This is a genomic window from Actinomadura sp. NPDC048021, from assembly GCF_040653135.1.
Lineage (GTDB): Bacteria > Actinomycetota > Actinomycetes > Streptosporangiales > Streptosporangiaceae > Spirillospora > Spirillospora verrucosospora.
The window spans coordinates 220,350-240,339 of sequence record NZ_JBEZJQ010000003.1 but is presented as its reverse complement, the minus strand read 5'-3'; the positions used below and the strand labels follow the sequence as shown (position 1 = coordinate 240,339).

Here is a 19,990-nt window from a genome sequence, read left to right as displayed (position 1 = left end):
CCCGGGCCCGTGAAGCCCTCGGAAGGGGGGTCGTTCAGAAGGTCGCGGTGCGGTCCGACGGGACGATCTCCTGGCCCAGCGGGGTGAGCGAGATCGGGATCAGCTTGAAGTTGGCGATGCCGAACGGGATCCCGATGATCGTGATGCAGAGCAGGACGCCGGTGACGAGATGCCCGAGGGCCAGCCACCACCCGGCGAAGACGATCCAGATGATGTTCCCGATGAGCGAGCCCGCGCCCGCGTCCCGCCGGGGGACGGTCGTCCGGCCGAACGGCCACAGGGCGAAGCCCGCGATGCGGAACGAGGCGATGCCGAACGGGATGGTGATGATGAGGATGCAGCAGATCAACCCGGCGACCACGTAGCCCATCGCCATCCAGAAGCCCGCCAGGACCAGCCAGAGGACGTTCAACAGCGTGCGCACGAGTTCCCCCCGAGAGTAATCAAATGCTGTTATTTCACACCGTCCCCCGACTCAAACCGGCGGGCCGTGTGAAGAAGACCGTAGGGCACCCCGCCCGGTCGTGGACGCGCTTGACCTTGACACGGTGACAGGCTCTTCACTGCGACCAGGGAGGTGGTCACGATGACCATGCCGGATACGGACCGGGCTTTCCGGGCGCTGGAGAACGGCGACGCGTCGGTGCGGCTGCGCGCGGCGATGGCGGTCGGCACGGCCCCGGACCCGGCGTTCGTCGAGAAGCTCCTCGAACGGTGCGCGGTCGAACCGGAGTTCTTCGTGCGCGACATGCTCACCTGGGCGCTGACCCGCCACCCGTCGTCGACGACGGTTCCGAGGCTCGTCGAGGAACTCGGCTCGGAGCACGCGCAGGCCCGCAGCCAGGCCCTGCACACCCTGTCCAAGGTCGGGGACCCGCGGGCGTGGCCGGCGATCACGCGGGAGCTCCTGACCGGCGCCGACGACGAGGTGGCGCGGAGCGCCTGGCGAGCGGCGGTCGTGCTCGCGCCCGAGGACGAGCGGCCCGAGCTGGCGGCGGTGCTGGCGTCCCAGCTCGGGCGCGGTGACCGCGCGATGCGGCAGAGCCTCAGCCGCGCGCTGATCGCCCTCGGCGAGGTGATCCTGCCGGTGCTGCGCGCCGCTCAGGCGAAGCCCGACCCGGGCGTGCGCGTGCACGCGATCGCCACGGAAAGGCTGCTCCGCGACCCCGACGCGGGGTTCGAGTTCGCGATCGAGGAGGCGAAGCGCATCATGGTCCTCGGCGCGAACGGGCAGGAGGAGTGACGGGCGGTGTTGATCGGTGACGTGGCGCGGCGGTCCGGGGTCAGCGCCCGCATGCTCAGGCACTACGAGTCGCTCGGCCTGCTGCGCCCGACGGGCCGCACCGGCGCGGGCTACCGCGAGTACTCCGCTGACGACATCCGGCGGATCTTCCACATCGAGAGCCTGCGGTCGCTGGGGCTGTCGCTGCGTGAGGTCGGGCGCGCGCTCGACGACCCCGGTTTCGCGCCCGCGGAGCTCGTCGCCGGCCTCGTCCACCGGACGCGGGAACGCATCGCCCGCGAGACGGAGCTGCTCACGCGGCTCCGCCGGATCGACGCCGCGGAACCCGCCGGCTGGGAGGACGTCCTCCAGATCGTCGCGCTCCTCCAGGCGCTGGGGTCGGAAAGCGCCGGGAAGCGCCAGCGCGCGGCCCTGTCCTCGGTCGAAGAGGTGCCGGTGGAGGCACTGGTCGAGGCGGCCCTGAGCGAGACGGACACGAACGTCGCCGGAGCCCTCCGATGGGCTCTGGCGCGATCGGGCGACAGCGCGTTGGCGCCGCTGGCGGAGGGCCTCGCCTCACCGGCCGCCGAGGTGCGGAGACGGGCCGTCCTGGCGATCGCCGAGCTACAGGGCGACGGGGCGGCCGCACTCCTGCGGGACGCCCTCGCGAGCGCGGACGTCGTGGTCCGCAGGCACGCGGCCCTCGCGCTCGGGACCCGGGGAGGGGAGGACGCCGTCCCGACGCTGATCGACATGATCGTCGAGGAGGCGAACGACGTCGACGCGGCCGACGCCCTGAGCGCCCTGGCGAGCCGTCCCGCGCTGGCGGAACAGATCGCCGCCGGCCTCGTCGACCACCTCGCCCAGGGCACCGCCGACTCGTCCGCCCGCCGACGGCTGACCCAGGCGCTGGCCGACATCCCGGGCCCCACGGCATCCCGCGCCCTCGCGGACCTGTCCCAGGACGAAGACCGCGCCGTCGCCCTCACCGCGACCTACATCCTGAGCCTCCGCGACGCACAGGTGTAAGCGAAGCGGCCCTGCCGGACATCTCTGGGCGACACCGACCCGAGAGAAGGGAGCCGGCGTGCCCGATCCAGACGGGGGATTCACCCGGTTGTGGGACGCGCACTACGACGATGTGCTCAGGTACGCGGCGCGGCGGATCGACCACGAGACGGCCCGGGACATCGCCGCGGAGACGTTCCTGGTCGCCTGGCGGCGGCGCGGCGACATCCCGCCGGACCGCACGTTCCCGTGGCTGCTGAACGTCGCCCGCAACGTCCTCGCCAACGAGATGCGGGGCCGCCGGCGCCGCACCCGGCTGTGGGACCGGCTGCGCGGCGACGCTCCGCGCGCGCCCGCCGCCGACGTGGCGTCCGGCCTGGCCGAGGGCGGCCGCATGGCCGCCGCGCTCGGCCGCCTGTCCGACCGCGACCGGGAGGTCCTCCAGCTCGTCGGCTGGGAGGGCCTCGACGCGAAGGCGGCGGCGACCGCGGCGGGCTGCTCGGTCAAGGCGTTCTCCGTGCGCCTGCACCGCGCCCGGCGCCGCCTGACCGCCGCCCTCGCCGAGATCGACGCCGCCGACCGTCCCGCGCCCGCCGCCCCGCTGCAAAGGAGCCCCCAGGTATGAACGACCTCCACGAAGTCCGCCGCATCATGGCCCCGGCCGACCCCTGCCCGCCCGGCGCCTTCGAGGGCGCCGCCCACGACCCGGCCGGACGCGCCGCCTTCGAGCGGATCACCGCGTCCACGGCCCGCCGCACCGGCCCGTCCCGCCGGACGACGTTCCGCCTCGTCGCCGCGGGAGGCGTCGCCGGAGCGCTCATCGCCGGCACCGCCGTCGCCACGAGCGGCGGCGGCACGCACCGCCCGGCGCCCGTGGCGGCGACGGAGGCGCAGCAGGTGCTGAACGTCGCCGCGACGTTCGCGCTGAAGCAGCCGTTCACCGCGCCGCGTCCCGGCCAGTGGGTCTACACCGAGACCCGTTACCGGCGCAGCGGCGTCCCTGGCCGCGGCCAGATCGTCAAGCCCGGTTCGCCGCTGAAGACGCAGGTCGATCGGAATTGGGTCCGGGCGGACGGCAAGCGCATGGCGCTGTACGACCACGGCAAGCTCGTCACCTCCGCCACGGGCGGGGGGACGCCGCCGATCGACTACGCCACCGTCGCCAAGCTGCCCACCGACCCGGACGGGATGCTGGCCTGGGCCCGCAAGCAGAAGACACCGGCCGACCCGAACGGGGGCGCGTTCCAGCTGCTCGGGTCACTGCTGCTGAACAACGGCGTGCTGCCGCCGGCGCAGACCGCCGCCGCCTACCGCGCGATGGCGAAGATCCCCGGCGTCACCGTGGACCGGGCGGCCAAGGACGGGGCGGGGCACACGGCGGTCTCGGTCTCGTTCCTCATCGAGGGCTGGGCGAAGGACGAGATCCTCCTGGACCCGTCCACCTACGCCTACCGGGGCCACCGCACCACCGTCGCCCGGGACCACACCATGCCGGACGGGGGACGCTTCCTGAAGGGCGCCGTCGAAAGCCAGTCCGTCCGCCTGACCGCAGGCGTCGTGGACGAGCCCGGCCAACGCCCCTGACCTCCCGCTCGTAGAAACGAGGGCCGCCCGACCAACGGGCGGCCCTCGCCTCGTCCCGTCCGGCGGACGGAGGGAACCGTTCTGGAGCCGGGATGATCGGATCTGGGTGATCGTGAAAGGGGACGGTATGGAGTCAGGACGTGGAGAGGCCGAGTTCCTGGAGGCGAAGTCGCTCCAGGAGCAGGGGCAGGTGCGGGAGGCCGAGCGGCTGTTCAGGGTGGCTGCTGAGGCGGGGCATGTCGACGCCATGCTGAAGCTCGGCATCCTGGTCGTGGAGCGGGACGAGGCCGAGGCCGAGCGGTGGTGGCGGGCGGCGGCCGACGCGGGCGACCGGGTCGGGCAGCTCAATCTCGGCATCCTCTGCTCGGGCCAGGGACGGGACGAGGAGGCGGAAAGCTGGTACCGCACGTCGGCCGAGGCGGGGGAGGTCGACGCTCGGCACAATCTCGGGCTGCTGCTCATCCGCCGTCGTGACGTGCAGGGAGCCGCCGAGCAGTTCCGCATCGCGGCCGAGGCAGGGCGCGCCGGTTCGATGACCAACCTCGGTCTGGCGCTCGGGGAGATGGGGCAGGCGGAGGAGTCCGAGGAATGGCTGCGGCGCGCCGCCGAGGAGGGCGACGGCCGTGCGCTCAGTGCCCTCGCCAATCACCTGTACTCCCAGGGCCGACGGGAGGAGGCCGACGAGTGGTGGGAGAAGGGCGCGGCTGCGGGTGACCCGGACTCCCTGTTCAACCTCGGGGTCCGTTGCGAGCACAAGGACGACATGGCCGGGGCCGAGCAGTACTTCCGCAGGGCCGGGCAGGCCGGGCATCCGCGGGGTGAGGCGAGGGCGACGGCCGTGGCGCGCGGAGTCCGCGCGAACGGCGCCCCCTACATGCCCGGCCTCTTCTGACCGGTCTCCCTTCAGGAGAGGGCGGCGAGTTTGTGCCGGAGGAGGGCGCGCTCGCGGTCGTTGGCCGCGAGTTCGACGGCTCGTTCCAGTTCCGTGCGGGCTTCGTCGGGGCGGCCCAGGCGGGTGAGGAGTTCGCCGCGGACGCTGGGGAGCAGGTGGGAGTTCGCCAGGGCGCCTGAGGCCGCCAGGTCGTCGACGATCGCGAGCGCGGCGGCAGGGCCGTTCGCCATCGAAACCGCCACGGCCCTGTTGAGGTCGACCACGGGAGACGGGGCCAGGCGGCCCAGCGCCTCGTAGAGGAGGACGATGCGGTCCCAGTCGGTCTCGGCGACCGAGGGGGCGAGGGCGTGGCACTCGGCGATCGCCGCCTGGAGGCCGTAGGGGCCCAGGCCGCGGCCCGCCTTCTCGGCGCGGGACAGGGCGGCGCGCCCCCGGCGGATCGCGGCGCCGTCCCAGCGGGTGCGGTCCTGGTGCTCCAGCAGGACCGGCTCGCCGTCCGGGGCGGTGCGGGCGGGGAAGCGCGCGGCGGTCAGCTCCAGCAGCGCCAGCAGGCCGTGCGCCTCCGGCTCGTCCGGCATCAGCCGGGCCAGGACGCGGGCCAGCCGCCGCGCCTCGCCCGCGAGGTCGAACCGGATGAGCTCACCGCCCGAACTCGCCGTCGAGCCCTCGGTGAAGATCAGGTAGACGACGTTGAGGACGGAGGGGAGGCGCTCGGCCCGCTGCCCGGCCGCCGGCGCCTCGAACGGCACCCGGGCCGCGCCGAGCGTCTTCTTCGCGCGGGTGATCCGGGCCTGGACGGTCGCGGTCGGGACGAGGAAGGCACGGGCGATCTCGTCGCTGGTCAGGCCGCCGACCACGCGCAGCGTCAGCGCGATCCGCGCCTCCCGCGACAGGACGGGGTGGCACGAGACGAACATGAGCGCGAGCACGTCGTCGTCGATCCGGTCGGGGTCCCAGAGCACGTCGTCGTCCTTCTCGGGCGGGCGTCCGGTGGCGGCGCCGCCCTCGTCCAGGTCGTGGGCGAGGGCGGCGTACCGCTCGTCGAGGGCGGAGCGGCGGCGGAACGCGTCGATCGCGCGCCGCCGCCCCACGGTGAGCAGCCACCCCGACGGGTTGCGGGGGACGCCGTCGCGCGGCCAGGTCACGAGCGCCTCGGCCAGCGCCTCCTGCGCGAGGTCCTCGGCCAGCGCGAAGTCGCCGGTGTAGCGGGCGAGGGCGCCGACGATCCGCGCCGACTCGATCCGCCAGACGGCGGCGACGGCCTCGCGGCCGGTGGGGTCGCCCGTCACAGCTGGCCGGTGGCCTCGCGCCAGGCCCGCTCCTTCCGGATCCACTCGTTGTCCTGCGGGAACTCGTCGATGGTGGGGACGCGGCGGATCTCGGTCTTGAAGCCGGGACCGGCCGGCGCCCGCCGGGCCCACTCGACGGCCTCCTCCTTCGAGGCCACGTCGAGGATGTAGAACCCGCCGAACAGCTCCTTCGTCTCGCCGTACGGGCCGTCGGTGACGGCGGGCGGCTCGGAGGAGTGGTCGACGACCACGCTCTCGGACGGGTCGTCGAGCCCCTCGGCGGCGAGCAGCACCCCGGCCTGGATCAGCTCCTGGTTGAACCGGCCCACGGTCTCGATCATCTCGGCGGGGTCCGTGTCCGCCATGCCCGCGTACGCCTCGTCCGTCGCCCGCATGATCAGCATGTACTTCATCGCTCTGTCTCCGTGTGCGTCCGGGCCCCTCCGCGGGCCCTCTCATCCCTAGGTCGAACGGAGGACGGCTTGGATCGACACGTCCCCCCGTATTTCTTCCCAGAGACGTCGCCGCGCACGGAACACCTGGTCAGGGCGCTGCCTCAAGGGCGCCAGTACAGCGCCGGGTCAGGGTGGTCGACGAAGCCGAGGTCGCGGTAGAGGCGCTCGCCGTCGCGGGAGGCGTGCAGGTCCACGCGCGCGACGTCGCGCTCCCGGAACCAGTCGAGCAGGCCGTGCATGATCGCGCGGCTGTGGCCGCGGCGCCGGTGCGCCGGATCGGTGACCACGCCGATCACCTGGCCGAGGCGGCCGCTGGGCAGGTGCGGACCGGGCAGCCGCTGCTCGATGGTCCCGATCCCGCACGCGGCCAGGCCGCCGTCGCCGTCCACGACGAGGATCCGCACCGTGTCCGCCGTCAGCTGCTCCTTCAGCACCGTGGCGAGGGTGTGCCGCCACCCGTCGTCCCCGGCCGGCGGGGCGAAGAACTCCCCGCCGAGATCCTCGAAGAGCAGCGCCCGCAGCCGCACGAGCTCCGCGACGTCGCCTTCCACCGCCTGCCGCACCCCGGTGCGGCGTCCGTCCTGGTCCATGGGACAAGAGTGACGTAATCACTTCACGCACCTCAACCCTTACAGCGGACGCCGTGAACCGCGACGCGGCTGACCACGGCCGCCCTACGCGCCGGAGGCGGCCGTGCCGAAGGGGTTGTCGAGGACGTAGCGCCAGCGGCCGTCCGGGCCCCGGCGGGCGACGTCGGTGGCGGTGCCCTCGATGCGGACCGGGCCCTCGGCCCCCTCGCCTTCGATCACCCAGTCGACGATCAGCAGGGCGAGGTCGCCGGCGGAGTAGACGTGGCGCGGGGCGACCCTGATCGGCAGGCCGAGGGCCATGAAGCGGGCGTTGGCGGCGTGGGCGTCGGCGCCGGTCAGCGGCGTGCCCGGTGCGGGGACGAACACCGCCCCCTCCTCGTACAGCTCGGCGACCGCCGCCGGGTCGCCGCTGTTGAAACGGTCGGCGAAGACGGGCGCGACGTCCTCGGGGCGTTCGGCCAATGGGCGCATCGTCGTCCTTCCGGGTAGACAGGTCCAGGACGCGAAACGCTAGGAGGCGCTCTCGTGACTCACCAAACGGTCAGCCATCCGGGGCTGCCCGACGATCCGCGCGCGGGCGCGGCGGAGCCCACGCCGTCCTGCCCGGTGGAGATCACCCTGCACGCGCTGCGCGGGCGCTGGACGACGCTGGTGGTCCGCGAGCTCCTGCGGGGCGACCGCTCGTACAGCGAGCTGCGGCGGGCCCTCCCGACCCTGTCCGACAAGGTGCTGGCCGACCGGCTGGCGCAGCTCGCCGAGGCGGGCGTGCTCGAACGGGAGAGGCAGGCGGGCTGGCCTCCGCGCACGCGGTACGCGCTCACCGCGCGGGGCCGCCGCCTGGGGCCGGTGCTCCAGGCCATGTGGGACTGGGGCGCCGAAGCGTAGTCAGGCGGTCGGCCCCTCAATCGGGGGCTCCTCGCGCCGGGTGACGACGAACCCTCCGGCGGAGGATCGCGAGGTCGGGCATCAGGCGGGGGCGAGGGACTCCACCAGGGCGGCGGCGGGGGTTTCGGTCGTCTCCCGGAACGACTCCCCTGCCCAGAGGTTGACGCCCTCGGGGTCGCCTTGGGCCGCCGCCGCGCGGCGCAAGGGCGCCGTCACGTAGTGGACGTCCGGGTAGGCGGCGGGGGCGTCTCCCGAGTGCTCGGTGAGGAACCGGTTGACCAGCCCGCGCGCGGGACGTCCGCTGAACGCCCTGGTCATCGCGGTCGAGGTGTAGCGGGGGTCGGTGAGGGCGGCCTTGTGGACGTCGCTGGCACCGCTCTCCGGACAGCGCAGGAACGCCGTCCCGAGCTGGGCGGCGACGGCGCCGAGGGAGAGGACCTCGGCGACGTCGGCGGCCGTGGCCAGGCCCCCGGCGGCGATGAGCGGCTGCCGGGTCATCCCGCGGACGGCCGGGACCAGCGCGCGCAACGGCAGCGAGTCCTGGAGGGTGTTGGTGAACGAGCCGCGGTGGCCCCCGGCCTCCGGGCCCTGGAGGCAGAGCGCGTCGGCGGCGGACGCGTGGCGGACCTCGTCCACGGAGGTCACGGTGACGACGACGGTCGCGCCCCTGTCCTTGAGGGCGCGGATGACGTCCGGGGCGGGGCAGCCGAACGTGAAGCTGACGACCGCGGGCGGGTCGGACACCAGGTCGGCGATCTTCGCGTCGTAGTCGTCGTCGCGGGCGCCCGGGGTGCCCGGCTCCACGCCGAGGCGGGCGGCCTCGGGGGCGAGGAGGTCGCGGTAGGCGGCGACCTCGGCCGGGTCGATCTCGTCCAGGGACGGCATGAAGACGTTCATCCCGAACGGGCGGGACGTCAGCTCGCGCGTGGCGGCGATGTCGGCGCGCATGGCCTCGGTCGTCTTGTAGCCGGCGGCGAGGAAGCCGAGGCCGCCCGCGTTCGAGACGGCGGCGGCCAGCTCCGGCGTCGACGGCCCGCCCGCCATGGGGGCCTGCACGATCGGCAGGTCCACCGGCAAGGCGCTCGCTTCTGTCCCATTCCTGCTCACCATCCGCACGATAATCGCGGGGGACGCCGGGCGGTGACGCCGGGGTCGCGGCGAGGGAAGGGGGACGGCGTGCGGGTGCTGCTGCACTACGACATGGATCATGAGGAGCCCGGTCTCGACATCGTGAGCTGCTCGGAGCAGGACGACGCGCGGTTCGCGGGGCTGCTGCCGGACACCGAGGTGCTCTGGCACGTACTGCGCCCGGTGACGGCCGCCGACATGGACCGGGCGCCGAAGCTGCGGCTGATCCAGAAGCTCGGCACCGGCGTGAACACCATCGATCTGGACGCCGCGGCGGAGCGCGGGATCGCGGTCGCGAACATGCCGGGCCGCAACGCGCAGGCCGTCGCGGAGACGTCGCTGCTGCTGATGCTGGCGGCGCTGCGGCGGGTCGTGCCGTTCGACGCGCGGACGCGGCGCGGGGAGGGGTGGCCCGCCGGCCGGTCCCTGGTGGGCGGCGAGCTGGCCGGACGGACGGTCGGGCTCCTCGGCGGCGGCGAGATCGCGACCCTGCTGCGCGGGATGCTGGAGGCGATCGGGGCGACCGTCCTGTACACGACCCGGCGGCCCCGGCGCGACGACCCGGCCTGGCGCGAGCTGGACGATCTGCTGGGCGCCAGCGACGTCGTCTCGGTGCACGTCCCGCTGACGAACGAGACCCGTCACCTGCTCGACGCCGGAAGGCTCGCGCTGCTGCCGGAGGGAGCGGTCGTGGTGAACACCGCGCGCGGCGCGGTGATCGACGAGGCGGCGCTGGTGGCGGCGCTCACGTCGGGACGTCTCGGCGGCGCGGGGCTGGACGTCTTCGAGAAGGAGCCCGTGGACGCGGGGAACCCGCTGCTGGCTCTCGACACTGTGGTCGTCATGCCGCACGTGGCGTGGCTGACCCGCGAGACGTGGGACCGCTACTTCGCGGTCGCCGCGGAGAACTGCCGCCGCCTCGCGCGCGGCGACGACCTCCTCCACCGCGTCGTCTGAACGCAGGCCCGACACGAGCAGAACCAAGTGGGCCCGCACGACGCCCACTCGAAGTCGCGGTTGCCGACGAACGGCGCGACGATCTCCCAGAACGGCTTCCACGAGTCGCTGAGGTGCTTGACCTCGCCCCTCAGGTACTCGACGTTGGCCGCCCCGTACTCGAAGAGCGTGATCTTCCGGCAGTACCCCAGCATGCTGAGGGTGGGGTACAGGTTCGACCCGGGCCCGACGTCGATTCCGTGGGAGAACTGTCCCTTTCCCTCGGAGTAGCGCCACAGAGCGATCTGGCTGAACCAGTTGGCCCCGCGCCCGAGGATCTGGGCGTCGTCGCCGCGGAGCTGCTTGTAGTTGGTCTCCCGGTACTTCTCCGGATCGAAGTTGTCCCGCCTGAAGCCGCCCCCGGGTGGATCCGGGGACGGCTTCGGCCGCGAGGTCTACCGGGTCAGACCGCGGCGGGGGCCCACCAGGTGAGGTTGGCGGGCGCCTGGGCCACCGGCTCGATGATCTCCCAGGCTTCGGCGAGCAGCCCGTCGTCGATGCGCCAGACGTCGACGACCGCGATCTCCGGGCCGTCCGGGATCCGCCGCCGCGTGTGCAGCACGACGTGCTCGCCGTCGGCCAGCAGGTGGCCGATCTCGACCTGCATGCCGGCGAGCGGGGTGAGCGCCGCCTCGACGGCGGCGAGCCATTCGTCCCTGGTCGAGGAGGCGTCCGGCCGGTGGTGCACGAAGTCCTCGCTGAGCAGCGGCCGGAGCCCCTCGGTGCTGCCCGTGGCGAGCAGCTCGGAAAGGGCCCGCTGAACGATTTCCTTGTTGGTCATGGCCGCAGTGTTCCGGCGGTGGCCGCGGACTGTCGATGAACTCCCATTTCATGGCGTTCCGTTCCACGATGAGTAATCTCGACGACCGTGGACACGATCGGGGAGCTCCTGCGGCAGTGGCGGCACCATCGGCGGCTCAGCCAGCTCGACCTCGCGATCGCGGCCGACGTCTCGGCCCGGCACGTCAGCCTCGTCGAGACGGGCAAGTCCAACCCGAGCGCCGCGATGGTGCTGCGGCTCGCGGACCAGCTCGACGTGCCGCTGCGCGACCGCAACCGGCTGCTGCTCGCGGCCGGCTTCGCCCCCCGGTACGCCGAACGGCCCCTCGACGACGACGCGCTGTCCGCCGCCCGGGGCGCGGTCGAGCGGGTGCTCCGCGCGCACGAGCCGTATCCGGCGCTGGCGTTCGACCGCCGCTGGAACATCGTCATGACCAACCGCGCCGTCGGGCCGTTCCTCGCGGAGGTCGACCCCGAGCTGCTCCGGCCGCCGGTCAACCTGCTGCGGCTCGGCCTGGACCCGCGCGGGCTCGCCCGCCTGGTCGTCAACCTGGCCGACGTGCGCGCGGTGTTCCGGTCGCGGGTCAGGCGCCAGCTCGCCGCCGCGCCCGACCCCGGCCTCGCGGCCCTCTACCGGGAACTGCTGGAACCCGGGCCCGAGGACGCGCCCTCGGACGCCGACGTCATGATCCAGATGATCGTCCGGTTCGGGGGGCGGGAGCTGCGGCTGTTCTCCACCATCACCACGTTCGGCACTCCCCTGGACATCACCCTGGACGAGGTCGCCGTCGAGTCGTACTACCCGGCGGACGCCGAGAGCGCCTCCTGGTTCGAGAACCCTGGCCCAGGGCTCACGGGACCAGTACCGGCTTGACGACCTTGCCGGACGTCGTGTCGGCCTCCGCCTCGTTGATCTGGGCGAGCGGGTAGGCGGTGACCAGCCGGTCGAACGGGAAGCGGCCCTGCCGCCACATCTCGATCATCCGCGGGATGAACGTGTGCGGGACGGCGTCGCCCTCGATGATGCCCTTGACCGTCCGTCCCATGAGCAGGAGGTTGGCGTCCAGCCGGTACTCGGCGGCGCCGACGCCGACCAGGCCGCAGACGCCGGTGGTGCGCAGCGAGGCGACCGCCGTCGAGACGACCTCCGGGACGGCCGTGGAGTCGAACGAGTACTGCACGCCCTCACCGCCGGAGATCGCCCGGATCTGGCCGGCGATGTCGTCGTCCGCCCCGTGGAGGACGTGGGTGGCGCCGAGCTCGCGGGCGAGGTCGAGCCGGGACTCGTGCAGGTCGACGGCGACGATCGTGGAGGCGCCCGCGATCCGCGCGGCCATCACGGCGGCCAGCCCGACCGCGCCCGCGCCGAAGACCGCGATGCTGTCGCCCGCGCGGACGCCGAGCGACACCAGCACGGAGGCGGCGCCGGTCTGCACGCCGCAGCCGAGCGGCCCGAGCATGTCGAGGGGGACGTCCTTGGTGACCGGGACGACGTTGCGGGCGGTCCCGAGGGCGTGGCTCGCGAACGACGACTGCCCGAACCAGCGCGTGTGGACGGGCTCGCCGCCGGGGCCGGTGGCGCGGGGCGCCCCGTCCAGCGGCATCGCGAGCATGTTGAGCGCGGTCATCTGCGGGCAGGCGCCGGGCTTGGCGGCGCGGCAGTTGGCGCACTCCCCGCACGAGTCGAACGACATGACCACGTGGTCGCCGACGGTGAGGCCGGTGACGCCGGGGCCGACCGCCTCGACCACGCCGGAGCCCTCGTGCCCGAGGACGACCGGCTTCGCGACGAGGTCGCCGGGGACGCGCCCGAGCAGGTCGGTGTGGCACATCCCCGCGCCCGCGATCTTGACGAGGACCTCGCCGGGCCCGGGGTCGGCGAGGTCGAGCGACTCGATCGTGTAGGGGGCGTCTGCGGCGCGCAGCACCGCGGCTTCGATCTGCACCGGGGGTTCCTTAGGCGAGGGAGTAGCGGACGGGGAGGCGCTTGAGGCCGCCGACGAAGGTCGTGGCGATGCCCTCCGGCGGCCCGGCGAGCTCGATCGAGCCGAGGCGGGGCAGCAGCTCCTCGAAGAAGGCGCGGACCTCGATGCGGGCCAGCGCCGCGCCCAGGCAGTAGTGGACGCCGAACCCGAACGCCAGGTGCCGGTTCGGGTCGCGGCCGACGTCGAAGCGGAACGGGTCGTCGAAGACCTCCTCGTCCCGGTTCGCGGACGGGTAGGACAGCAGCACCGCCTCGCCCTTGCGGATCGTGACGCCGCGCAGGTCGTAGTCCTCGGTGGCGGTGCGCATGAACTCCTTGACCGGCGTGACCCAGCGGATCATCTCGTCCACGGCGAGCGGCATCAGCTCCGGCTTCTCGCGGAGCCGCTCGATCTGGTCGGGGTGCTCGATGAGCGCGTGCAGGCCGCCGGCGATCGTCGCGCTGGTGGTGTCGTGCCCGGCCGTCGCGACGATCACGTAGTAGGACGCGGTGTCGAAGTCGTTGAGCGGCTCGCCGTCGACGCGCGCGTTCGCGATGGCGGAGGCGAGGTCGTCGGTGGGGTGCTTGCGGCGCTCCTCCGTCAGGCCCTGGAAGTAGGCGAAGAAGTCCAGCAGGACCTGGAGCTTCTCCTCGTTCGTCGTGCCCCGCTGGAACTCGGCGTCGTCGCCGCCGAACAGCTCCTGCGTGAGCTTCAGCATGCGGTCGAAGTCGCTCTCCGGCAGGCCGAGCAGCGAGAGGATCACGTACAGCGGGAAGTGGACGGCGACCTCGCGCGCGAAGTCGCACTCGCCGCCGAGCTCCACCATCCGGTCGACGTACCGCCTGGCCAGCTCGCGGACGCGCGGCTCCAGGGCCCGCATCGCGCGCGGCCGGAACCAGTCCGCGCCGATCGCCCGGATCACCCGGTGGTCGGGGTCGTCCATGTGGACGAGCGTGCGCAGCGCGATGCCCTGCTCCGCGCGCTGCCGGTTCAGCGCGTCGAACTCGGCGGTGCCGAGCACCGGGCGCGGGGCGTTGAGGAACAGCCGGTGGTTGCGCTCGATCTCCAGGACGTCCTCGTGCTTGGTGATCCCCCAGAAGGGCGTGTAGCCGGGGGCCTCCACCCGGTGCACCGGGGACTCGCGGCGGAGCAGCGCGAGGGACTCATGGAACCGCCGGTCGTCGGCGTAGGCCTTCGGGTCGGCGAGCGCCAGGCCCGCCTCCTCCACGGTCAGCGTCATCGCTTTCGCTCTCCTCGCTCACGGCGGCCGCCCCACAGGAACCTACGGTCCCGAATTGCGTTCGGTCAACGACCTTCGGAGCCATGTCGGCGGGCGCGGACGCCAGGACGCCGGGCGCGCCGCGGGGGCTCAGATGTCGCCGAAGTCGCCGTGCCGTCCGCGTCCGCTCGCGAACCGCCCGGCGCCCTCGACGGCATCCTCCATGGAGCGGAGGCCGTGGCGGTACTCGGCGGCGATCGCCTCGTCCTCGGGGAGGCCCTCCGCCTCCAGCGCCGACAGCCGGTCGCCCCGCAGGCAGGTCTGCGGGAACCGCGCCAGCCCGGCCGCCAGCTCCTCGGCCGCCTCCCGCGCCTTGCCCAGCGGGACGAGCCGGTTGGCGAGGCCGATCTCGAACGCCTCCCGCCCGTCCACCGGCCGCCCGGTGAGGATCATGTCCATGGCGCGGCTCGCGCCGATCAGCCGCGGGAGCCGGACCGTCCCCCCGTCGACGAGCGGGACGCCCCAGCGCCGGCAGTAGACGCCGAAGGTGGACGTCTCCTCCGCGACACGCAGATCGCACCACAGCGCCAGCTCCAGGCCCCCGGCGACGGCGTGGCCCGCGACCGCCGCAATGACCGGCTTGGACAGCCGCATCCGCGTGCAGCCGAGCGGCCCGTCGGCCGGGGGCGGGTCGAGGCGCGGGCCGCGGACGGTGCCGACCGAGGTGAGGTCGGCGCCGGAGCAGAACGTCCCGCCCTCGCCCCACAGGACGGCGACGCTCGCGCCGTCGTCCGCGTCGAACTCGCGGAACGCGGCGGCCAGCTCGCGCGCCGTCGGCCCGTCGACGGCGTTGCGCGTCGCCGGACGGGACATCACCACCGTGGTCACCGGGCCGTCCCACTCGATCCGTACCGCCACGCGCGGCCTCCTAGTCGTCGGTGAACGCGCCGTCCGCCAGCTCGTCGAAGCGTTCGAGCTCGTCCGCCGGGTCGTCGATCCCCCGCAGCGGACCGGGGTCGGCGAGGTGGCTCCGAGCGTAGAGCCGCGCGACCAGCGCCTTGCGGTCCTCGCCGGAATCGGCGCGCTCCCACCCGGCCTGCTCCAGCAGCAGCGCCGCCGCGTACACGTCGGCCATGTACTGGGCGAGCGGGTAGAGGCGCGCTTCGGCCACGTTCCTGTCGAGCCCGCGCCACTTCTCTATGGCCTCGCGGAGGTGCCCGATGCTCTGCCCGACCAGCGCGGCCGTCTCGTCGTCCCCGCCGGGCGCCCGCCGGACGGCCTGGCCGAGCCGTTCGAGGAACGGCTCGTGCGCGTCCTGCCGCTCGACGGCGCGGCGGACGTCCAGGCACAGGATGTTGTCGCCGCCCTCCCAGATGGGGTTGACCTGCGCGTCCCGCAGGATCCGCGCGACCGGCCACTGCTCGATGTAGCCGTTCCCGCCGTGGATCTCGATGGCGTCGCTCGCGGCCGTCACGCCCAGCCGCGCGGCCCGCAGCTTGATGAGCGCGGCCCCGAGCCGCAGCCGGGGACGTCCCAGGTAGCCGTCGAAGACGAGCGCCTGCACGGCCTCGGTCTCCACGATCAGCTCGGCGAGCTTGCGGCGCATGAGCGGCTGCGCGCCCAGCGGCGCGCCGAACGCCTCGCGCGCCCGCGTGTAGCAGAGCGACTCGACGAGGGCCCGCCGCGCGCAGCCGAGGCCCATCATCGAGATGCCGAGCCGGGCGCCGTTGGTCAGCTCCATCATGCGGGCCAGGCCCCTGCCGTCCCCGCCCTCGCCCGCGCTCGACGCCGGGGCCAGCAGGAACGCCTCCGCGTCGGTGAACTCGATCTCGGCCGACGCCACCGACCGCGTGCCGAGCTTGTCCTTGAGCCGCCGGATCCGGACGCCGTTGCGCGAGCCGTCCCGCCGCTCCCGCAGGACGAGGAACGGCGCGATGCCCCGGACGCCGTCCACGGCCCCTTCCGGCTTGGCCAGCACGACGAAGGCCGAGCCGTTGGCGTTGGAGGCGAACCACTTGAAGCCGTTGAGGCGCCAGGCGTCGCCCTCCCGGGAGGCGGTCGACTCCAGCGCGCCGAGGTCCGAGCCGCCCGACCGCTCGGTGAGCATCTGCGCGGCCTCGCCGGACATCTCCCCGGCCGCGAACAGCTCCCGCACCCGCGCCCTGACGTCGTCCGGCGCGAACATCTCCGTCAGCCCCACGACCATGTCGCCGCCGGTGCCGAGCGCGCACGCCATGCCGATGTCGGCCTGGTCGAGCAGGTAGCTCCAGGCGACGCCCATCGGCCCGGGGTCGGTCCCGGCGCGCTTCGCCTCGGCCACGAAGTCGGGCCGGGTGAAGGACGTCGCCACGATGTCCCGGCGCGCCGCCTCGAACGAGGGCGGCATGACGACCTCGCTGATGTCGCGTCCCCACCGGTCGTACTTCTCCAGGCGCGGCGGGTTGCGGTCCGTCTCCTCGGCCCGCTCGGCGATCGGGCCGCCCATCAGCGCGCCCATCTCCCTGAGCCGGGGCTCGGCCCAGCCGAAACCGTCGCCCAGGTGCCGCCGCATGAGGAACCGCAGCGTGGGGTCGCAGTCGTACCAGTTGCGGCCGGCCGCGCCCCGGTAGCGCTCGGTGGCGTAGCGGCGCGCCTTCTCCGCGCCCCCGAACGGGAGCCGGTCGAACGACTCGATGAGGTAAGACGCCATGCCCCGAACATTACACTTACAGCTCACGCGGCGAAAAGACTGTAATCTGAGGACGGGGCCACCCTCCCTCCCCGGTAGGGTCACCACCAGCCATGGACAGCCTGGAGATTCGCCCGCTCACCGCTCGGTCCGTCGTCCTGAGCACGCTGCTGGGCGTCCACCCGCCCCGCCTCCCGGCCCGCTACCTCGTCCGCGTCGGCGACCTGTTCGGCATCGCGGAGGGGACGATCCGGGTGGCGCTGTCGCGCATGGTCGCCGCCGGCGACCTCGTCCAGTCCGGCGGGACGTACGCCCTCACCGAGCGCCTCCTCGCCCGCCAGGCCCGGCAGGACGAGGCGCGCCTCCCCCCGACCCGCCCGTGGGACGGCGCCTGGGAGATCGCCGTCATCACCGCCGAGCGCCGCCCCGCCGCCGACCGCGCCGCGCTGCGCCAGGCCATGTCGACGCTGCGGCTCGCCGAGCTGCGGGAGGGCACCTGGCTGCGCCCGGCGAACCTGACCCGGCCGCGGCCCGAACCCGTCGTCCGCCAGTGCACCTTCCTCACGGGCCGCCCCGAGGAGGACCCCGCGGCCCTGGCCGCCTCCCTCTGGGACCTGGACGCCTGGACGGCCAAGGCCGACGCCCTGCGCGCCGCCCTGGCCGGGGCGACCGCGATCGCCGAGCGCTTCACCTACGCGGCGGCCGTCCTGCGGCACCTCCTCAACGACCCGCTCCTGCCGCCGTCACTGCTGCCCGCCGACTGGCCGGGCCCCGATCTGCGCGCCCGCTACGAGGCCTTCGAGGCCGACTTCGAGCAGCTCCTCACCACCCACGTCCTCGCCTGAGGCCGTCCTCTCAGGGGAAGGTGACGAGCTGGCGGACGGCCTCGCCGGTGTGGAGGCGGTCGAAGCCCGCGTTGATCTCGTCGAGGGGCAGGCGGCCGCTGAGGAGGGCGTCCACGGGAAGGGCGCCGTCGCGGTACAGGGCGATGAAGCGGGGGACGTCCCGCCGGGGAACGCAGGAGCCGAGGTAGCTGCCGCGCAGGGTCCGCTCCTCGGCGACGAGGCTGAGGGCGGGCAGGGTGAGGGGCGCGCCGGGGGCCGGGAGGCCGACGGTGACGGTCGTTCCGCCGGGACGGGTGGCCGCGTAGGCCTGTTCGAGGACGGCGACGACGCCCGTCGTGTCGATCACCTTCTCCGCGCCGCCGGACGTCAGGTCGCGGATCGCCTCGACGGCGTCCGGACCGCCCGCGACGGGCCGGGCGCCGAGGCGCCCGGCGAGGTCCCGCTTGGACGCGACGACGTCCACGGCGAGGACGGTGGAGGCTCCGGCGGCCTTCGCGGCGAGGACGGCGGACAGCCCGACGCCCCCGAGGCCGAAGACGGCGACGGTGTCGCCCGGCGACACGGCCGCGCTGTGGAGGGCGGCGCCGGCGCCGGTGAGGACGGCGCAGCCGAACAGCGCGGCGACGTCGAAGGGCAGGTCAGGGTCGATCCTCACGGCGGAGCGGGACGAGACGACGGTGAACTCGGAGAACGCCGAGACGCCGAGGTGGTGGTGGGGGCGCGTGCCGTCCGGGGCGCGGAAGCGCCTGCCGCCGCCGAGCAGGGTCCCGGCGCCGTTGGCCTGGGCGCCCGGCCCGCAGAGGGCGGGACGTCCGGCGACGCAGCGCTCGCAGTGCCCGCACGCCGGGACGAACGCGAGCACGACGTGGTCGCCGGGCGCGAACTCGGTGCCCGGCCCGGTCTCCACCACCTCGCCCGCGGCCTCGTGCCCGAGCGCCATCGGCAGGGGGCGCGGCCGGGACCCGTTGATGACGGACAGGTCGGAGTGGCAGAGGCCGGCGGCGCCGATCCGGACCAGGAGCTCGCCGTGGCCGGGCGGGTCGAGGCGGAGCTCGGCGATCTCCAGGGGGCGGGACGCGGCGTAGGGGGCGGGGCGTCCCGACTCGACGAGGACGGCCGCGCGGGTGGCGGTCATGCGGCCACCAGCTTCTGCATCTCGGTGCGGACGGCTCCGGTGATCTCGACCGGGCGGCGGGTGCCGCGGTCGACGAACACGTGGACGAAGTGGCCCTCGGCGACGAGCGCGCCGTCCGAGCCGCGCAGCATGCCGACCTCCCAGCGGACGCTGGAGCGGCCGAGCTTGCCGACGCGCAGCCCGACACGGATCGTGTCGGGGAACGACGCCTCGGCCTTGTACTCGCAGTGGGACTCGACGCACAGCGCGATCGAGCCGGAGGTCGCGGGGTCGAAGCCGGCGGTCCGGATCATCCACTCGTTGATGACGGTGTCCATCATCGAGTAGTGGACGACGTTGTTGACGTGCCCGTAGACGTCGTTGTCCTTCCACCGCGTGGGGACGTTCTCCCAGTACAGGTACTCGCCGGTCATAAGGAGCAGACTAGGGGCGGGGCCGCGGCGGCGCCGCACCGGCCGGGCACAACGGTGACCGCGCACCGTGTCGCCCGGCTGCGCGAGGGCGCGCGCACAACCCTCGGCGTCCGCGTCCGGCAAGGCGGAAGCGGCGTTCACCGGGCCGCGAGGAAAGGTTCTGAGCACGATCCCGGCCTGGTGAACGCCGCCCCTCAGCGGCGCCGCGCCGACGCCGCCGTCTATCGGGAGGACGCCGCGCTCTCCGGTCGGGCGCGGGCCGCGTCGAAGCGGGCCTGGACGTCCGTCCAGTTCACGAGCGACCAGAGCTTCTCCACGTAGTCCGGCCGGACGTTGCGGTACTGCAGGTAGTAGGCGTGCTCCCAGGCGTCGAACACCAGCAGCGGCGTCGTGTTCATGCCGACGTTGCCGTGGTGGTCGTAGACCTGCTCGACGACGAGGCGCCTGCCGAGGGGCTCCCATGCGAGGACGCCCCAGCCGGAGCCCTGGACGGTGGAGGTCGCCGCCGTGAGCTGCTTCTGGAACGCCTCGAACGTGCCGAAGTGCTCGTCGAGGGCCGCCGCCAGTTCCCCGTCCGGGCGGTCGCCGCCGTCCGGCGACAGGTTGTCCCAGAAGATCGAGTGCAGGACGTGGCCGGAGAGGTTGAACGCGAACGTCTTCTCCAGGCCGACCAGCCCGCCGTACTGCTCCTTCTCGCGCGCCTCGGCGAGCCTCTCCAGCGTGTCGTTGGCGCCCTTGACGTAGGCGGCGTGGTGCCGGGAGTGGTGCAGCTCCAGGATCTCGCCGGTGATCGCCGGCTCCAGGGCGGCGTAGTCGTAGGGCAGGTCGGGAAGCGTGTAGTCGGCCATACGGCCACTATTGCAAACGAGTTGCAGTTACGTCCAATGCGCAACACCGGCGCGTCCGGAGCGCGACAC

General features: G+C 73.7%; 23 protein-coding genes. 9 read left to right on the top strand and 14 right to left on the bottom strand.

Features of this window, described 5'->3' with window-relative positions; genetic code table 11:
- Positions 1 to 34: 34 nt before the first annotated feature.
- Complete coding sequence (locus AB0C87_RS06990; RefSeq protein WP_345180262.1) at positions 35 to 424, bottom strand: YccF domain-containing protein; 390 nt, start codon at positions 422 to 424, stop codon at positions 35 to 37.
- A gap of 162 nt (positions 425 to 586) precedes the next feature.
- On the opposite strand from AB0C87_RS06990, the gene AB0C87_RS06985 reads away from it, so the two are divergent.
- The 5 genes from AB0C87_RS06985 (at position 587) to AB0C87_RS06965 (ending at position 4,706) form a co-directional block, all read left to right on the top strand.
- Complete coding sequence (locus tag AB0C87_RS06985; RefSeq protein ID WP_360576784.1) at positions 587 to 1,243, top strand: HEAT repeat domain-containing protein; 657 nt, start codon at positions 587 to 589, stop codon at positions 1,241 to 1,243.
- 6 nt (positions 1,244 to 1,249) lie between these two features.
- On the top strand, positions 1,250 to 2,251 hold the full coding sequence (locus tag AB0C87_RS06980) for a HEAT repeat domain-containing protein (RefSeq protein ID WP_360576783.1): 1,002 nt from the start codon (positions 1,250 to 1,252) through the stop codon (positions 2,249 to 2,251).
- Positions 2,252 to 2,309: 58 nt separating this feature from the next.
- Complete coding sequence (locus AB0C87_RS06975) at positions 2,310 to 2,855, top strand: sigma-70 family RNA polymerase sigma factor (protein ID WP_345180267.1); 546 nt, start codon at positions 2,310 to 2,312, stop codon at positions 2,853 to 2,855.
- The gene (locus tag AB0C87_RS06970) at positions 2,852 to 3,814 is read left to right on the top strand and encodes a CU044_5270 family protein (protein WP_345180269.1); all 963 of its coding nucleotides are present in this window, start codon (positions 2,852 to 2,854) and stop codon (positions 3,812 to 3,814) included. Before AB0C87_RS06975 ends, AB0C87_RS06970 begins: the two co-directional genes overlap by 4 nt.
- A gap of 127 nt (positions 3,815 to 3,941) precedes the next feature.
- Entirely contained in the window at positions 3,942 to 4,706 is a 765-nt protein-coding gene (locus AB0C87_RS06965) for a tetratricopeptide repeat protein (protein WP_345180271.1), read from the top strand.
- Positions 4,707 to 4,717: 11 nt separating this feature from the next.
- On the opposite strand, the gene AB0C87_RS06960 is transcribed toward AB0C87_RS06965, so the two are convergent.
- The 4 genes from AB0C87_RS06960 to AB0C87_RS06945 form a co-directional block, all read right to left on the bottom strand.
- Positions 4,718 to 5,995, bottom strand: a complete 1,278-nt coding sequence (locus tag AB0C87_RS06960; RefSeq protein ID WP_360576782.1) for an RNA polymerase sigma factor — start codon at positions 5,993 to 5,995, stop codon at positions 4,718 to 4,720.
- A complete protein-coding gene (locus AB0C87_RS06955; protein ID WP_360576781.1) occupies positions 5,992 to 6,408 on the bottom strand; it encodes a YciI family protein in 417 nt (138 codons plus the stop codon). Before AB0C87_RS06955 ends, AB0C87_RS06960 begins: the two co-directional genes overlap by 4 nt.
- A 143-nt stretch (positions 6,409 to 6,551) precedes the next feature.
- The gene (locus AB0C87_RS06950) at positions 6,552 to 7,040 is read right to left on the bottom strand and encodes a GNAT family N-acetyltransferase (RefSeq protein WP_360576780.1); all 489 of its coding nucleotides are present in this window, start codon (positions 7,038 to 7,040) and stop codon (positions 6,552 to 6,554) included.
- 84 nt (positions 7,041 to 7,124) lie between these two features.
- Positions 7,125 to 7,511: a DUF4440 domain-containing protein gene (locus AB0C87_RS06945; protein ID WP_345180281.1), complete on the bottom strand. Its 387-nt coding sequence runs from the start codon at positions 7,509 to 7,511 to the stop codon at positions 7,125 to 7,127.
- 54 nt (positions 7,512 to 7,565) lie between these two features.
- Between AB0C87_RS06945 and AB0C87_RS06940 the strand changes: the two genes are divergently transcribed.
- Entirely contained in the window at positions 7,566 to 7,925 is a 360-nt protein-coding gene (locus tag AB0C87_RS06940) for a helix-turn-helix domain-containing protein (RefSeq protein WP_360576779.1), read from the top strand.
- A gap of 81 nt (positions 7,926 to 8,006) precedes the next feature.
- Here the strand turns inward: AB0C87_RS06940 and AB0C87_RS06935 are convergent, their stop codons facing one another.
- Positions 8,007 to 9,035 (bottom strand): nitronate monooxygenase, encoded by a 1,029-nt coding sequence (locus tag AB0C87_RS06935; protein ID WP_345180287.1) that lies wholly within the window; start codon positions 9,033 to 9,035, stop codon positions 8,007 to 8,009.
- Positions 9,036 to 9,101: 66 nt separating this feature from the next.
- Between AB0C87_RS06935 and AB0C87_RS06930 the strand changes: the two genes are divergently transcribed.
- The gene (locus AB0C87_RS06930) at positions 9,102 to 10,010 is read left to right on the top strand and encodes an NAD(P)-dependent oxidoreductase (RefSeq protein WP_360576778.1); all 909 of its coding nucleotides are present in this window, start codon (positions 9,102 to 9,104) and stop codon (positions 10,008 to 10,010) included.
- 442 nt (positions 10,011 to 10,452) lie between these two features.
- Here the strand turns inward: AB0C87_RS06930 and AB0C87_RS06925 are convergent, their stop codons facing one another.
- Positions 10,453 to 10,830 (bottom strand): nuclear transport factor 2 family protein, encoded by a 378-nt coding sequence (locus AB0C87_RS06925; RefSeq protein WP_345180294.1) that lies wholly within the window; start codon positions 10,828 to 10,830, stop codon positions 10,453 to 10,455.
- Positions 10,831 to 10,917: 87 nt separating this feature from the next.
- Between AB0C87_RS06925 and AB0C87_RS06920 the strand changes: the two genes are divergently transcribed.
- Positions 10,918 to 11,703: a helix-turn-helix transcriptional regulator gene (locus AB0C87_RS06920; RefSeq protein WP_360576777.1), complete on the top strand. Its 786-nt coding sequence runs from the start codon at positions 10,918 to 10,920 to the stop codon at positions 11,701 to 11,703.
- Here the strand turns inward: AB0C87_RS06920 and AB0C87_RS06915 are convergent.
- The 4 genes from AB0C87_RS06915 to AB0C87_RS06900 form a co-directional block, all read right to left on the bottom strand.
- Positions 11,681 to 12,775, bottom strand: a complete 1,095-nt coding sequence (locus AB0C87_RS06915; RefSeq protein WP_360576776.1) for an NAD(P)-dependent alcohol dehydrogenase — start codon at positions 12,773 to 12,775, stop codon at positions 11,681 to 11,683. The two genes, AB0C87_RS06920 and AB0C87_RS06915, sit on opposite strands and share 23 nt — an antisense overlap.
- A gap of 10 nt (positions 12,776 to 12,785) precedes the next feature.
- Complete coding sequence (locus tag AB0C87_RS06910; RefSeq protein ID WP_345180303.1) at positions 12,786 to 14,033, bottom strand: cytochrome P450; 1,248 nt, start codon at positions 14,031 to 14,033, stop codon at positions 12,786 to 12,788.
- Positions 14,034 to 14,162: 129 nt separating this feature from the next.
- Entirely contained in the window at positions 14,163 to 14,930 is a 768-nt protein-coding gene (locus AB0C87_RS06905) for a crotonase/enoyl-CoA hydratase family protein (protein WP_360576775.1), read from the bottom strand.
- A gap of 10 nt (positions 14,931 to 14,940) precedes the next feature.
- Positions 14,941 to 16,701, bottom strand: a complete 1,761-nt coding sequence (locus AB0C87_RS06900) for an acyl-CoA dehydrogenase family protein (RefSeq protein WP_360576774.1) — start codon at positions 16,699 to 16,701, stop codon at positions 14,941 to 14,943.
- A 92-nt stretch (positions 16,702 to 16,793) separates the two neighbouring features.
- On the opposite strand from AB0C87_RS06900, the gene AB0C87_RS06895 reads away from it, so the two are divergent.
- Positions 16,794 to 17,525, top strand: coding sequence for a PaaX family transcriptional regulator C-terminal domain-containing protein (locus tag AB0C87_RS06895; RefSeq protein ID WP_345180311.1), 732 nt, complete (start codon positions 16,794 to 16,796; stop codon positions 17,523 to 17,525).
- Positions 17,526 to 17,535: 10 nt separating this feature from the next.
- Here the strand turns inward: AB0C87_RS06895 and AB0C87_RS06890 are convergent, their stop codons facing one another.
- The 3 genes from AB0C87_RS06890 to AB0C87_RS06880 form a co-directional block, all read right to left on the bottom strand.
- Entirely contained in the window at positions 17,536 to 18,660 is a 1,125-nt protein-coding gene (locus tag AB0C87_RS06890) for a zinc-dependent alcohol dehydrogenase family protein (RefSeq protein WP_360576773.1), read from the bottom strand.
- A complete protein-coding gene (locus tag AB0C87_RS06885; RefSeq protein WP_345180317.1) occupies positions 18,657 to 19,073 on the bottom strand; it encodes a thioesterase family protein in 417 nt (138 codons plus the stop codon). Before AB0C87_RS06885 ends, AB0C87_RS06890 begins: the two co-directional genes overlap by 4 nt.
- 221 nt (positions 19,074 to 19,294) lie before the next feature.
- Positions 19,295 to 19,921, bottom strand: coding sequence for a superoxide dismutase (locus AB0C87_RS06880; RefSeq protein ID WP_345180319.1), 627 nt, complete (start codon positions 19,919 to 19,921; stop codon positions 19,295 to 19,297).
- Positions 19,922 to 19,990: the final 69 nt, after the last annotated feature.

Bases quoted from the DNA above. Each gene is read 5' to 3' on its own strand.
- AB0C87_RS06985 (WP_360576784.1), top strand. From the start codon at position 587: ATGACCATGCCGGATACGGACCGGGCTTTCCGGGCGCTGGAGAACGGC.
- AB0C87_RS06970 (WP_345180269.1), top strand. From the start codon at position 2,852: ATGAACGACCTCCACGAAGTCCGCCGCATCATGGCCCCGGCCGACCCC.
- AB0C87_RS06965 (WP_345180271.1), top strand. From the start codon at position 3,942: ATGGAGTCAGGACGTGGAGAGGCCGAGTTCCTGGAGGCGAAGTCGCTC.
- AB0C87_RS06955 (WP_360576781.1), bottom strand. From the start codon at position 6,408: ATGAAGTACATGCTGATCATGCGGGCGACGGACGAGGCGTACGCGGGC.
- AB0C87_RS06950 (WP_360576780.1), bottom strand. From the start codon at position 7,040: ATGGACCAGGACGGACGCCGCACCGGGGTGCGGCAGGCGGTGGAAGGC.
- AB0C87_RS06945 (WP_345180281.1), bottom strand. From the start codon at position 7,511: ATGCGCCCATTGGCCGAACGCCCCGAGGACGTCGCGCCCGTCTTCGCC.
- AB0C87_RS06935 (WP_345180287.1), bottom strand. From the start codon at position 9,035: ATGGTGAGCAGGAATGGGACAGAAGCGAGCGCCTTGCCGGTGGACCTG.
- AB0C87_RS06925 (WP_345180294.1), bottom strand. From the start codon at position 10,830: ATGACCAACAAGGAAATCGTTCAGCGGGCCCTTTCCGAGCTGCTCGCC.
- AB0C87_RS06910 (WP_345180303.1), bottom strand. From the start codon at position 14,033: ATGACGCTGACCGTGGAGGAGGCGGGCCTGGCGCTCGCCGACCCGAAG.
- AB0C87_RS06900 (WP_360576774.1), bottom strand. From the start codon at position 16,701: ATGGCGTCTTACCTCATCGAGTCGTTCGACCGGCTCCCGTTCGGGGGC.
- AB0C87_RS06895 (WP_345180311.1), top strand. From the start codon at position 16,794: ATGGACAGCCTGGAGATTCGCCCGCTCACCGCTCGGTCCGTCGTCCTG.
- AB0C87_RS06890 (WP_360576773.1), bottom strand. From the start codon at position 18,660: ATGACCGCCACCCGCGCGGCCGTCCTCGTCGAGTCGGGACGCCCCGCC.
- AB0C87_RS06885 (WP_345180317.1), bottom strand. From the start codon at position 19,073: ATGACCGGCGAGTACCTGTACTGGGAGAACGTCCCCACGCGGTGGAAG.
- AB0C87_RS06880 (WP_345180319.1), bottom strand. From the start codon at position 19,921: ATGGCCGACTACACGCTTCCCGACCTGCCCTACGACTACGCCGCCCTG.